This is a genomic window from Saccharothrix hoggarensis (genome assembly GCF_042678885.1).
GTDB classification, from domain to species: Bacteria; Actinomycetota; Actinomycetes; order Mycobacteriales; family Pseudonocardiaceae; genus Actinosynnema; species Actinosynnema hoggarensis.
This window is the reverse complement of record NZ_JBHTLK010000066.1, coordinates 1-12,934: the sequence shown is the minus strand read 5'-3', so window position 1 is coordinate 12,934 and position 12,934 is coordinate 1. Positions and strand designations below refer to the sequence as shown.

The 12,934-nt window shown below is 69.7% G+C and carries 10 protein-coding genes; 5 read left to right on the top strand and 5 right to left on the bottom strand.

Features of this window, described 5'->3' with window-relative positions; all coding sequences use genetic code 11:
• The first annotated feature begins 219 nt into the window (after positions 1 to 219).
• Together ACFQ3T_RS15225 and ACFQ3T_RS15220 are read left to right on the top strand one after the other, a co-directional pair.
• Complete coding sequence (locus ACFQ3T_RS15225) at positions 220 to 4,404, top strand: SpoIIE family protein phosphatase (RefSeq protein ID WP_380723907.1); 4,185 nt, start codon at positions 220 to 222, stop codon at positions 4,402 to 4,404.
• The gene (locus ACFQ3T_RS15220) at positions 4,394 to 4,720 is read left to right on the top strand and encodes an STAS domain-containing protein (RefSeq protein ID WP_380723906.1); all 327 of its coding nucleotides are present in this window, start codon (positions 4,394 to 4,396) and stop codon (positions 4,718 to 4,720) included. Before ACFQ3T_RS15225 ends, ACFQ3T_RS15220 begins: the two co-directional genes overlap by 11 nt.
• A gap of 433 nt (positions 4,721 to 5,153) precedes the next feature.
• On the opposite strand, the gene ACFQ3T_RS15215 is transcribed toward ACFQ3T_RS15220, so the two are convergent.
• The 4 genes from ACFQ3T_RS15215 to istA all read right to left on the bottom strand — a co-directional run bounded on the left by ACFQ3T_RS15215 (position 5,154) and on the right by istA (position 7,856).
• A complete protein-coding gene (locus tag ACFQ3T_RS15215; RefSeq protein ID WP_380723923.1) occupies positions 5,154 to 5,276 on the bottom strand; it encodes an integrase core domain-containing protein in 123 nt (40 codons plus the stop codon).
• Positions 5,277 to 5,354: 78 nt separating this feature from the next.
• Positions 5,355 to 5,726, bottom strand: a complete 372-nt coding sequence (locus tag ACFQ3T_RS15210; RefSeq protein WP_380723905.1) for a DUF7660 family protein — start codon at positions 5,724 to 5,726, stop codon at positions 5,355 to 5,357.
• Between the two features lie 88 nt (positions 5,727 to 5,814).
• The gene (gene istB, locus ACFQ3T_RS15205; protein WP_380723904.1) at positions 5,815 to 6,615 is read right to left on the bottom strand and encodes an IS21-like element helper ATPase IstB; all 801 of its coding nucleotides are present in this window, start codon (positions 6,613 to 6,615) and stop codon (positions 5,815 to 5,817) included.
• Positions 6,615 to 7,856: an IS21 family transposase gene (gene istA / locus ACFQ3T_RS15200; RefSeq protein ID WP_380723903.1), complete on the bottom strand. Its 1,242-nt coding sequence runs from the start codon at positions 7,854 to 7,856 to the stop codon at positions 6,615 to 6,617. The genes istB and istA overlap by 1 nt, the downstream gene beginning before the upstream one ends.
• A gap of 1,439 nt (positions 7,857 to 9,295) precedes the next feature.
• Between istA and ACFQ3T_RS15195 the strand changes: the two genes are divergently transcribed.
• Positions 9,296 to 9,505 carry a hypothetical protein gene (locus tag ACFQ3T_RS15195; protein ID WP_380723902.1) on the top strand — a complete coding sequence of 70 codons (210 nt, stop codon included), beginning with the start codon at positions 9,296 to 9,298 and terminating at the stop codon, positions 9,503 to 9,505.
• 47 nt (positions 9,506 to 9,552) lie between these two features.
• On the opposite strand, the gene ACFQ3T_RS15190 is transcribed toward ACFQ3T_RS15195, so the two are convergent.
• Positions 9,553 to 10,338 (bottom strand): adenine nucleotide alpha hydrolase family protein, encoded by a 786-nt coding sequence (locus ACFQ3T_RS15190; protein WP_380723901.1) that lies wholly within the window; start codon positions 10,336 to 10,338, stop codon positions 9,553 to 9,555.
• A gap of 603 nt (positions 10,339 to 10,941) precedes the next feature.
• On the opposite strand from ACFQ3T_RS15190, the gene ACFQ3T_RS15185 reads away from it, so the two are divergent.
• Both ACFQ3T_RS15185 and ACFQ3T_RS15180 read left to right on the top strand, forming a co-directional pair.
• A complete protein-coding gene (locus ACFQ3T_RS15185; protein WP_380723900.1) occupies positions 10,942 to 12,270 on the top strand; it encodes a serine hydrolase domain-containing protein in 1,329 nt (442 codons plus the stop codon).
• A 106-nt stretch (positions 12,271 to 12,376) separates the two neighbouring features.
• The coding region (locus ACFQ3T_RS15180) for an AMP-binding protein (protein ID WP_380723899.1) at positions 12,377 to 12,934 on the top strand (558 nt) is incomplete at its 3' end.

Genomic DNA, 12,934 nt, shown 5'->3' with positions numbered 1-12,934 from the left:
CGGGTCTCGGTTCGCGCGGCGGCGAGGGCGTCAACCCCGGCATGTCCCGGCGGTGCGAACCGTGGATGGGCCCAACCCCCATGTCGACGCACTCCGACCGTCGTACCCAGGCGGGGCGGTTGTGTTCATTAGTGTGGGTACTCCGCAGGAGCTGTAGTCGGGTCGGGTGCCGGGCGTGGCGCGCGGTGGGTGGACGGGACGGTTCGGGAGTTGGTTGACGTGCACGATCTGCCGGCGGACCTGTCGTTCCTGGAGTCGGGTGGTGAGATGGCCCGTCGGGTGGTGGCGTTGGACTGGTCGTCCACGCAGGTTGGGCCGATCGAGGGCTGGCCCGCCGGTCTCAGGACGGCGGTCGGGATCTGCCTGTCCTCCCGTCACCCGATGGTGATCTGGTGGGGTCCCGACCTCGTGCTGCTCTACAACGACGCGTGGGTGCCGATCCTGGGGCCTGCGAAGCACCCGGCGTTGGGGCGTCCGGGTGAGTCGGTGTGGCCGGAGATGTGGCACATCATCGGCAAGCAGTTGCGCGGGGTGTTGGAGACCGGTGAGGCGACGTGGTCGGACGACCAGCTCCTGCCCGCCCATCGGTTCGGCTACCTGGAGGAGGCGTACTTCACCTACTCCTACAGCGCCATCCGGGACGAGTCCGGACGTGTGGCCGGTGTGTTCACCGCCGTCACCGAGACCACCTCGCGCGTTCTGGGTGAACGCCGTCTCGGGACGCTGCGGGAGTTGGGTGAGGTCTCCGCCTCGCAGTCGCGCAGCGTGGACGAGGCATGCCGCGCGATCATCGACGTGCTGGCCCGCAACAGGGCCGACCTGCCGTTCGCGTCGATCCACCTGTGCGACACCGGTGACGGGATTGCCAGGCTCGTCGCGAGTCAGGGTCTGGTGGAGGGGCACGACGACCATCCGCGGCTGGTGACGCGGGAGCAGGACCCCTGGTCGGTGTGGGACGTGGTCGATTCGGGTGCGGTCCGGGTGACCAGGGGAGTGGCCGAGCGCTGCGCGGGCCTGCTCACGCCGGGGTGGAGCACGATGTCGGACACGCTGCCCGACGCGGTCGTCGCCCTGCCCATCGCGGCCTCCGGCAGCGACGACACCGCGGGAGTGTTGCTGGCCGGTGTGAGCCCGCACCGTGCGCTGGACGAGGACTACCTGTCGTTCTTGTCCCTGGTCGCCGGTCACGTCTCCACGGCGGTGGCCGACGCGCGTGCCTACGACCACGAGCGCCGCCGCGCCCAGGCGCTGGCCGAGCTCGACCGGGCCAAGACCGAGTTCTTCTCGAACGTCAGCCACGAGTTCCGCACACCGCTGACCTTGATCGCCGGTCCGGCCGAGGACGGCCTGGCCGACGACGCGAACCCGCTCGCACCCGTTCAGCGCGAGCGTTTGGAGACCATCCGCCGCAACGCGGCGAGGCTGCGGCGCCTGGTCAACGACCTGCTGGACTTCTCCCGGATCGAGGCGGGACGGGCGCGGCCCGAGTCGGTCGAGACGGAGCTGGGCGGGTTCACCAGCGGGATCGTCGCGTCCTTCGCGCCCGCGGTCCGGCGCGCGGGTTTGGAGTTGCGGACGGACTTCGCGAATGTCGAGGGCGTGTTCGTCGACCGCGACATGTGGGAGAAGATCGTGTTGAACCTGCTGTCCAACGCGCTCAAGTTCACCCTCCGCGGTCAGATCGACGTCGCGCTGCGGACCAGGCGCGACGGAGTGGAGTTGAGGATCGCCGACACGGGTGTGGGCATCGCCGCACACGAGATCCCGCAGCTGTTCCAGCGCTTCCACCGGGTGCGATCGGCGGAGGGTCGTTCCCACGAGGGCAGCGGGATCGGCCTGGCGCTGGTCCACCAACTGGTCACGTTGCACGGCGGGATGGTGTCGGTGCAGAGCGAGCCCGGAGTGGGTACCGCGTTCACCGTGTGGATACCGCGTCGTGGAGTGCCGAACACCGCCGCGCCGATCACGGATGCCCCCTCGACACGTCCGAACCAGGCAACGGCGTACCTGGAGGAGGCGCTGCGCTGGGAGGCGACCGACCCTGGAGCTCCCGGCGCACCGCCCTCGCACCCGCTGCCGGGCAGCACCCCGGGGGCGAGGGTGTTGGTGGTCGACGACAACGCGGATCTCCGGCAGATGCTGGTCCGCCTGCTCAGCCCCTATTGGCAGGTGCTGGTGGCGGCTGACGGTCGGCAGGCGCTGGAGCTGGCCCGCGCAGAGCGACCGGACCTGGTGCTGTCCGATGTCATGATGCCCCGCCTCGACGGGTTCGGTCTGCTCGAAGCGCTGCGGTCGGACCCGGCCACTGCCACCATTCCGGTGATCCTGCTGTCGGCCAGGGCGGGGGAGGAGGCGGAGATCCAAGGGTTGGACGCCGGGGCGGACGACTACCTGGTCAAGCCCTTCTCCTCACTCGAACTGCTGGCCAGGGTCCGGTCGAACCTCGAACTGGCCCGTTCGCGCAACCACGAGTCAGCGTGGCGTTCGGCCCTGGTCGCCGCGATCCAGGACGGTGTGTTCATCACCGATCCCAGCGGCGCGGTGATCGAGGTCAACGCCGCTTTCGAGGCGCTGACGGGGTATGACCAGCACGGCACGCCGTACACCGCTGCGCACCCGTGGTGGCCCGACGCCGAAGCCGACGGGGAGCACCGGGACAACGTCGAAGCGGCGATCGCCTCGGCCCTGGTCGACGGCCGCAGCAGGATCGAGGCGCCGTTCCGTCACCGTGACGGTCACCGGGTGTGGATCTCACTGTCCCTGGACGCGCTGGACGACCCCCGTACCGGCGACCGGATGCTCGTGGGGACGGCCAGGGACATCACCCCCCAGTTGCGCTCGATCGACCGCGCCGGACCGCTGGCCCGGTTGACCGCGCGGTTGGCGCAGTCCAGTGACGTCCACGACGTGCTCGTGGCGGGCTTGGCGGAGCTGCGGAAGGTGTGGAGCGCGAAGCAGGTCGTCGAGGCGTCGTGGGATGCCGGCGGTCGGACCGACGTGCTGGCCGATCCGCCGGTGCCATCGTGGGAATCACTGCCCGAGGACATGCGGTCGGCCCTGGATCACATCCGCCGCGATCACGGACTGCACGTGGAGCCCGACGACAGTCTCGGCGCGGGGACGCAGGCTGGTGCGGCCGTGCCCACGCAGCCCAGTGTCGGCATGGGAGCGCCCATCGGGGATCGGACGGCGGTGTGGGTGCACTTCGATCCGCCCAGGCTCTTGTCGGCCGACGACCGTGCCCTGTTCGGCGTTCTCTGCGACTACCTCGGGCTGGCCCTGCAGAGGGCGCGCCTGTTCGACGATCAGCACGAGGTGGCCACGGTCCTCCAGCGCGCCATCCTCAGCCCGGTGCAGCTGCCGGACGGGCTGGCGGCCCGCTACCTGCCCGCCGAGCGGCCGCTGGAGGTCGGGGGCGACTGGTACGACGTGGTCGACCTCGGCCAGGGGGTGCTCGGCCTGGTCGTCGGAGACTGCGTCGGGCGCGGTCTGCACGCCGCCACGGTCATGGGCCAGCTCCGCAGTGCCGCGCAGGCCCTGTTGCTGCAGGCGAAGTCGCCCGGCGAGGTGCTCGGCGTGCTCGACGAGTTCGCCCTGCGCATCCCCGGTGCGCGGTGCACCACGGTGTTCTGCGCGTTGATCGACATCCACCGCCACACCGTCCGCTACAGCAGTGCCGGCCACCCACCGGCCCTGCTGGTCGACGCCGCCGGAGGGGCCGAACTGCTGGAGCAGGCCGGTTCCGTGCCCCTGGCCACCATCCCGGTGGCGACGAGACCCGAGGCCACCGCGACCCTCGCGCCGGGATCGACCCTGTTGCTCTACACCGATGGGTTGGTGGAGCGGCGCGGACGAGGGCTGGAGGTGGGGCTGGACCTGTTCGCCGCCTCGGCGGTCGCGAACAGGGACCTGGCCCCGGACGCCCTCGCCGACGAGATCATCGACCGGCTCCTGTCCGGCGAGAGCGGAGCCGACGACGTGGCCCTGCTGGTGTACCGCCACCCACCGCGGGCCGCGGACGAGTTCAGGGTGTTTCTGCCGGCCGACCCGGCGCGACTCGCGCCGTTGCGCCGGGACCTGCGCCTGTGGCTGGTCGATGTCGGGCTCGACGAGGAGGCAGTGGACGACGTCCTGCTCGTCGTCTGCGAAGCCTGCACCAATTCCATCGAGCACGCCTACGGGTCCGACCCCACTCGGGTGGTCGTCCTCGACATCCGCCACGACCCGGACGGACTCCTGGTCGTCGTCCGCGACACCGGGTCCTGGAAACCTCCGACCGACGCCCCCACCACCCGCGGGCGCGGCGTCGCGATGATGAGGGCCATGATGGACTCCGTCGACATCGACCACAGGCCCGACGGCACCACCGTCACAATGCGAAAGAGGCTCGGCGATGACCGATGAGCTGGTCACCACGCTGCTCGACCGTGCCGACGGCACGGCTCGGCTCATCGTCACCGGCGAGATCGACTTCGCCACCGCGCCCCTGCTCCGGGAAGCCATCGACAACGCCCTGACGTCCGACACGACCTTGGTCATCGACCTGCGTGCGGTCACCTACCTCGACAGCGCGGGCATCGACGTCCTCTTCGAACAGGCCGAGCGTCGGACGATCGAACTGGCGGTCAACCCCCGAGGCCCGGTCCTCCGCATCCTCCGCATCAGCGGACTCGTCCAGGCCGTCCCGGTGCACGAACACAAGGCGGATGCGGACTCCTGACACCGGGAGGGATCGGCACCTCGGCGTGGTGATGCCGTGACGGGCTCGGCAACGCCGCCATCGCCGGCGAGTCGTCATCACCGAGGGAGGAGTATCCGGCGGCGGGACAGCGCTGACGGTCGTGCAACCTCCGAACCGGTCGGGCAGATCGGTCTGCTCGGAGGTCGACTGATGGAACAGTCGGTGCTCCAGCGGATCCGGACCGCCTCGTGCAAGCCGGCAAGTGCCCGGACGAGCACTCGTCACCTCGGAGCGAACGTGCGCACGCTGTTCTCACGGCGCCGGCCTGGCCGGACGTCGAGGAGGCCGGTAGGTCGAGCCGGGTCCTGTGCCGCTCGAGAAGTCATCGCTGCTGGTCAGGTGGCCTGTGTGTATTCGTTGACGAGGCCGCCGAGGATGCGGGTGCGGAGCACTCCGCAGGTGTCGACGTCGTCTATCGCGGCGGGGTGCTGATGAGCTTCGGGTGGTAGTTGGTCGCGCGGGCCTGGTGGGGGCGGTGTCGGTTGTAGTGGTCTGCGTAGGTCGTGAGGACTTGTCGTGCGTGCGCTTCACCCAGGATCAGGATGTGGTCGAGGAGTTCGCGTCTGATGGGTGGTTCAGGACATCATCATGGAGGGAAGGCATGAGCACGCAACTACTCGTAGATCGTTGCAGCCCGCATCGCGTCCTGAACGACCTCCCAACCGTTCCAGGGGACGGGGACACCTCGGCTGGCGTAGTAGCCCGTACAGTCATCCAGCCAGGCAGCCAGCGACTCCAGGTAGTCCGGAAGCGAGCGGTTCTCCCAGTTCGCGGGCGGACCATCCGACCAGTCAGCCAGCAACGCCCGCACCGTCGCCGTCAGCCGATCCTTGTGTCGCGCCGCCGGCGACGATGGGCAACCGGGGACACCGCAATCGTCGTCGGGATCTGCGTCCGGGTAGGCCAAGCCGTGCTCGAACTCGTAGTGGAAGCACACGTAGTGCATCCGCTCGAACGTCCTGTAGTGATCCCGGTTCAACCGCACGAGCCGACCACACCGTCGACTGTCAACGGCGTTCGAATATTGACCCCCGGTGGTCGGATGGAATCTGACCCCCTGGATGGTTGTTGATCTAGTCGTTGGTCTTGGTGGCCGGTGGGACGCGGCCGAGGTCGCGGTCTTTGAGGCGGTAGCTGTCTCCCTTCATCGAGATGACGTCTGCGTGGTGGACGAGGCGGTCGATCATCGCGGCGGCGGCGACGTCGTCGCCGAAGACCTCGCCCCAGCGGCCGAACGGCTTGTTCGAGGTGACGATCAGGCTGGCCCGCTCATAGCGGGACGACACCAACTGGAAGAACAGGTTGGCCGCTTCTGCTTCGAACGGGATGTAGCCGACCTCGTCGATGATGATCAGCGGGATCCGGCCGAGTTTGACCAGTTCGGGTTGCAGCCGTCCGGCGTGGTGGGCCTCGGCGAGGCGGGCGACCCATTCGGCGGCGGTGGCGAAAGCGACCCGGTGTCCGGCCTGGCAGGCGCGGATCCCCAGGCCGACGGACAGGTGGGTCTTGCCGGTCCCGGGCGGGCCGAGGAAGACCACGTTCTCCTTGCCCGCGATGAAGTCCAACGTCCCCAGATGCGTGATCGACTCGCGTTTGAGTGAGCGTTGGTGGTCGAAGTCGAAGTCCTCCAACGACTTGCGTGACGGAAACCGTGCGGCGCGGATGCGACCCTCACCGCCGTGGGACTCGCGTGCGGCGACCTCGCGTTGCAGACAGGCCGCCAGGAACTCCTCGTGCGACCAGGATTCGGCGCGGGCTCGTTCGGCCAGGCGCTCGACCGCGGCGGCCAGCGACGGCGCCTTGAGCGCCCGCGTGAGGTAGGCGATCTCGCTGGAAACGTTGCGGCTGTTGGTGTTGACGGTCTTGGCGGCCATCAGGCGATCTCCTCGTCCGTGCTGTCGGCGAGGCCGAACATGCGGTCGTAGTCGGTCAGGTCGCGGTGCTCGACATCGGTGTCGACCGCGGGGACCGCGGCCAGGCGGCGGGACTGCCGCAGCCTGGCCGCGGCGGTGACGTGGGCGGGGTCGGTGATGCTCTGGTGATCCGCCCAGCACCGTTGATGTCGGGCCGTCTCGGTGCCGTCCAGCGTCACCAGGACCTCCTCCAGGGTCGCGGTGATCTCGACCCGGCGGCCGACCGCCGTCGGGTGCACCGAGTAGTCGTTGGAGTCCACCCGGACGTAGTGATCGCGGGGCAGACGGGTCGTGGACCGCCGGCCGACGACCGGTGCGACCGGTGGCAGCTCGAGCATCGAGGACCGGTCGGCGTCCCATCGATCGGTCGGGCGGCAGCCCAGGCCGCGATGTCGACGCCGGTTGGCGCGCGTGACCAGCCAGTCGGTGAGCTGGGTGTTGAAGTCGGTCGGCGAGGTGAACCCGCGGCCGGGCAGGAACGAGGTCTCGAAGTAGCCGTTGACGCGTTCCACCAGGCCCTTGGCCTCGGGATCGGCCGGGCGGCACTGCACGACCTTGATCCCGAGCGTTCCGCGGAAGGCGTTCATCGCCTCGGTCAACACCGGTTTCCCGCCGCGCCACTGGCCGATCGCGGACTCGTTGTCCCAGACCAGCGCCCGAGGCACCCGACCCCAACCGCCGATCAGCGCCCAGTGCCCGGCCAGCAGGTCCGGCGACTGCCGCGACGGGATCATCATCGCGGTGATCACCCGCGAGTAACCCGACACCATCACCAGCACCGGCGGGCGTCCGACCTGCCCGAAGCCCAGCGGCACGTCCACCGGCGGGAACCACAGGTCGCACTGCGCCAGCTCGCCCGGCCGGTACTCCGTCCGCGACGCGGGGTCCGGCGGCGCGAACAACGGCCGCAGCTCCCGCACCCGGTCCTTGAGCACCGTCATCGACCTCGTCCAGCCGATCCGCTCGGCGATCACCGTGGTCGGCATCGTCGGCCACTGCTCCAACAACCGCCGGATCTCCGGCTCGACCGCGTCCACGATCGACCCCTTCGCCGGCCGCTGGTATCGCGGCGGCTCGTCCGCGGCCAGAGCCCGCCGGACGGTGTTACGGCTGACACCGAGCTTCCGGACGATGGCCTTGATCGGCATCCCCTCGGCCCGGTGAAGACGGCGGATCTCCGCCCAGTCCTCCACGTTGAGCACTCCCTACTGTCAACGGGGGTCAGATTTCGTCCGTCGCCAGGGGGTCAGTTTTCACACGTCGTCGACATCGACACGTCTGGTCGCTGCTGTCATCAGGCACCAGCGGATCATCGCAGGTCACGGAATGCTCGTCAGCTCGATTGCTCCTGGCCCTCCGCCCAGAAGCACCCGAGTAACGAGGACACTCACCGACGATCGTTACCTGATATTCGCAATAACTTGCCCGTTCACGGCAACGCGGGCTGACGGTGGGTGCGCGACAAAGACCCGGACGGTTGGGCCGAGACCGTCGAGTTCGACCGCGCCATCCGCCACGGCTACCAGCACGCACCACGCAAGGGCAGGAGTTGCTCGGCCAGTACTGTTCCTGCCTTCCGCTGGACGAAGTTGATCTCGACGCGCCCGCCAAGTCCAGGAGCAGGAAGCACCTACGGCTGATCACCTCCGACTCAGCAGACGTGGCAGCGGACAGCATGGAGGAGGACGGCGATCCGGATGGGTGCCCGCCCTGGTCATGTCGCTCTGGCACCCCGGCCACCTCGGAGCGTGCAGCATGACGACGAACCACCCGGCGTCCCACTCCCCGAAGCGACACACGACAACGTCGGATCTCGACCCCTTGCTTACTGACCTGCCGAAGTTATGGTCGAGCTTCCTACGCGACTGGGACCGCACCCTCCGATCGCGCAACCACCCGATGACGACCCGGTACAACTACATCCTCGCCGTATCCCAGTTGACGCGCTACCTGGCGGCAGGACCTATGGACAGCGATACCCACGCTGCCGCACAAGACCCACCGCGGTGGAGAAGCAACACATCGAACTGTTCCAAGCCTGGATGATCGACAGCCGGCCGGCGTTCTCCGCGGCCAGCGGTCCGGTGAGGCCCAGCGACCTCGTGTCGCAGCACCGGTCGCTCGACGTCGTTGACCGCCGATGCCCGTGGCGAAGTGGGGCTGGCAGGGGATTCGCCGTGCTGCTTTGCGGTCGACTGTGGTCAACGTGCGCGCCGCCTGGTGTCGCGTCACGGAGACTTCCAGAACGCTGCGGGCGAAGCTGACCTTGTCGAGGTGGAAACCTTCCAGCTTGTGTGCAGCAGCCGATTCGAGTGCTTCATGGGTTCCGCTGCGGCCGACGAACGACACGTCGGCGGCGTCCAGTGCCTGCAAGCGGGCCGCTTCATCGGGGTGCAGGAAATGGTTGGCGTAGTGCTTGACCACTGCGATACCGATCTCCACCGGGATACACGCTCGCCGAGGACTGCGCGCACATGCGCGTGGGGGACCACCCCCTGCTCGCGCGGGGAAGACATGACATAGCCGGTGAGCGCTTCGCGGTGCAGCGGACCACCCCCGCTCGCGCGGGGAAGACGGCGGTCCGTCCACACCGGACGATCGCTCGCTGGGGCCACCCCCGCTCTCGCGGGGAAGACGGGTCGTGATCGTGACGAGAGTGGTCTCCGGCACCACTCTCAGTGGTGAACGAGCCCGGTCGGTACAGGCCGGTGCCGGAACGACCAAGGGACGCGAGCAACCCATCACCCTGACCGGCCACTACCGGATGACCTGGCGTGGCTTCTCCACACTCGATCACGCCGTCGGCGGCCGGATGCGACTGCTCGCGGTGAAGATCGTCCCCGACGCTTGACCAGTGATCGACGACTCGGCGGGGGCCCGGTGTTGCGCAGGTCGTGCTCAGCCCGGCTCCGCGGCCGGGCAGCAGCCGAGGGGGACGGGCTTGCGGTGTGCGGGTACGAGGGGGCCGATCAGGGCGACCGGGGTGGGACTGCGGTTGAGCAGGTGGTGGCTGGTGGAGTGGTCGCCGGTCGGTTCCGAGCCGATGACGAGGACGGACGCGAGCCTGGCGTGGCGGATCAGGCCGGTGACCGGGTGGGAACGGGCGATCCGCACCTCCACGGGCACGTCCGGGTACTGCTCGGCGCAGCTGTCGGTCACGGCGAAGGTGTTCTGCGCGCCGGAGGTGGACCACGGTCCGGTGACCGGTGTGCCGAGGGTGCAGCACACCACGCGGACCCCGGTCCCCAGGGCCGCCGCCAGGGTCAGGCCGGCCAGCACGACCGCTTCGGCCAGGTGGGTGCCGTCGGTGCCGACCACCACCGGGAGGTCGTGGTCCTGGTTCGTGATGGGTGGGATGGCGACGAGGGGGCACCGGGCGCGTGCGGTCACGGTGCGGGCCAGTGTCGTCCGCTCCGCATCCACGACGATGAGGTCCGCGGTGTGGGATTGGGCCGCTAAGACGTGCGCCATCGGCTCGGCGGTGCTCTGGGTGGACACGTCCAGGTGTGGCGAGTCGGCGCGCAGGCGCGCTGCCACGTCGTGGGCCGCCGTGGCCCGGTCGGCGGTGTGCGCCACGGTGAGGCCGAGGCCGCACCGGTCCGCGTAACCGGCCGCCCACAGCGCCGCGCCGACCTCTGTCGAGGCCAGGACGAGGCCGCTCGTCCCGGCTGGTGTCGTGGTCATGCTCCGCCCCCGATGCGACACGTTCCTGCGGTAGGTCGAACCAGATCGTCCCGCAGGAGGTGCCGGCGCGGCCGGAGGACTCGCGGAGCGACTGGTGTCCGCTGTGTGGAATACATTTTTTATGAGTGGATATCGTCTTTCGGGTCAGCCTTCGATCGCGCTATGCGATTCACGTTGGCGCAGACATGTGCCGTTCCCTGCTCAAACCTGGCGTTCGGGTGAACCTCACGAGTCGTGGTGACCATCGGTGAAATTGCCCTTGACGATCCGCAAAACGTGAAGTCTGCTCGATTGGGAATAGTCCATTTGGCGGTCGTCAAGCCGGTCGAGTGGTCGCAAACATGGTGCGGTAATTCTGCGGTCGCGTGGACTGGATCAGTTCGGAGCAGCAGTTCGGGATGTGCGTGTGAAACCTGCGGAAGTGGGTACAGGACTCTCCGTGCTCACTGTTGTTGGAGGTCACGGCCTCGGCTGCGAAGTGTGATCATCCGTCGATTTCCGCCGGGTGTGCGCCTGCGCGGATATCGGGCACCGTGCTGCGGGTGCTGCGGGAGAAATGTCCAGCCGACGAGCGGTAGGGCTCGTCAGTGAAGGAAGAGGGCTGTGGACGACTTAGGCAGAGCGTTTCGGCGAGCGGTGCGCGAGCACGGCGTCCCGGGCGCGCAGTTGGCCTTGCTGAGCGACGGCGAGGTGTGGGAGTTCGAGTTCGGTGAGGCGCGTCACGCCTCCGGACGCGCAATGGGCCGCGACACCAAGGTGCCGATCGGCTCCATCACCAAGACTTTCACCGCGACGCTGCTGATGGTGCTGGTGTCCGACGGTGACGTCGACCTCGACGAACCCGTCGCCGAGTACCTGCCGGAGGTGCGGCAGACCGGCGGCCGGCTCGCCGAGGTGCTGACCACCCGCCACCTCCTCAGCCACACCGGCGGACTGCGCTCCGAGGTCGTCGCGCCGTCCGCCGACGCCCGACCGCCCCTGGCGGCGTCCCTCCTGGAACTCCTGCACGCGCCGGGGGAGGGCTTCTCGTACTCCAACGCCGGCTACGCCCTGGCGGGCCGCCTGGTCGAGGTGGCGACCGGGATGACGTGGTCGGAGGCAGTCCAGACGATCTTGCTGAAGCCGCTGGGCATCACCCCGGCCTTCATCGTGGGCGACGGCGCCGCGGCGCCGTCCATCGCGCACGGCCACACCGTGAACCGCGTCCTGCGCCAGGTCCGCCCCGTCGAGCAGGACTTGTCGCCGATCGAGGCGCCGGCGGGTGGGCTCGCCGCGAGCGCGGCCGACCTGGTCGAGCTGTCCCGGGTGCACCTGCGCCCCGAGCACGGCGGGACCGACCACGGCCTGGTGGCCCCGGACGACCTGGTCGAGATGCGCCGCCCCGTTCCCGGCGCCGAGCCGTTCGGGCTGGCCGACGGCTGGGGTCTGGGCCTGGCGCTGTTCCGCCGCGGCGGCACCGAGTGGTTCGGCCACGACGGCACCGCCGACGGCACCTCCTGCCACCTGCGCATCGACCCCGAATCGGGCGCCGTGGTGGCGCTCACGGCCAATTCCGCCTCCGGCGCGGCACTGTGGCGGCAGCTCCTCCCCGACCTGCGGGCGGCCGGCCTCGACGTCGGCGAGCACACCACCTCGGTCGACCTCGGTCCCCGGGTGTCCGTCCCGCCCGGCTGCGCCGGCGACTACCTCAACGGAGACACCGTCTACTCGGTGGTCGTCCGGGACGGCGGGCTGCACCTCGTCGTCGACGGTGACGAGGCGGCGCGGCTCACCCTCCACGACGGGCTCGTCTTCTCCGTGACGGACCCGGCCGGCGGCGAGGCCGGTCACCCCGGACGCTTCCTCCGCGACCCGCGCAGCGGCGTGGTCGACCGCATCCAGGTCGGCGGCCGGATCGCGAGCCGCCGGCAGCGCGCGCGAGAAGTGGCCTGACCGCAGCACCTCCGCGGCACCCCCCCCCACCGCCGCCCGGCGCGGCACCCACCCCACCCGTGCTTCTGCGGCGCCCTGCCGCGCCCACAAAGAGGTTTGGACAGCGATGACGCTCCCCGAAGCCGCCCGTGTCACACCGTCGACCGCCGCGGCCCGTTCCGGTGCGGGCGGGACCCCGCCCGCCGCGGCGCCCACCATCGTCGACCTGTTCGCCGAGCAGGTGCGCGGGACCCCTGACGGCGTGGCCGTGGTCGCGCAGGGCGTGGAGTGCTCGTACGCCGAGCTGGACGCCCGGGCCGACCGCCTGGCACGCCGCCTGCTGCGCCTGGGGGTGCGGCCCGAGCAGTGCGTCGGCGTGCTGGCCGACCGCTCCGCGGACCTGGTGGCCGCGCTCCTCGCCGTGGTCAGGGCAGGCGGCGCGTACGTGCCGCTGGACACCCGCGCACCGGCGGGCCGGATGACCGCCGTGCTGACCGGCGCCGGGGTGTCGGTGCTGGTGACCGACCGCGCCTGGCGGGCCACCGCCGAACGGGTCCACGGCGGTCACCTCGTGGTGATCGAGGACGACGAGGACCGGGTCACCGAGCCGGGGACCGCGCTCCCCGCGCTCGTGCACCCGGACAACCTGGCCTACGTCATGTTCACGTCGGGTTCGACGGGCGTG

What these genes read in the sequence shown, in the direction of transcription:
- ACFQ3T_RS15220 (WP_380723906.1), top strand. Translation starts at nt 4,394, where the DNA reads ATGACCGATGAGCTGGTCACCACGCTGCTCGACCGTGCCGACGGCACG.
- istB (WP_380723904.1), bottom strand. Translation starts at nt 6,615, where the DNA reads ATGGCCGCCAAGACCGTCAACACCAACAGCCGCAACGTTTCCAGCGAG.
- ACFQ3T_RS15190 (WP_380723901.1), bottom strand. Translation starts at nt 10,338, where the DNA reads ATGACCACGACACCAGCCGGGACGAGCGGCCTCGTCCTGGCCTCGACA.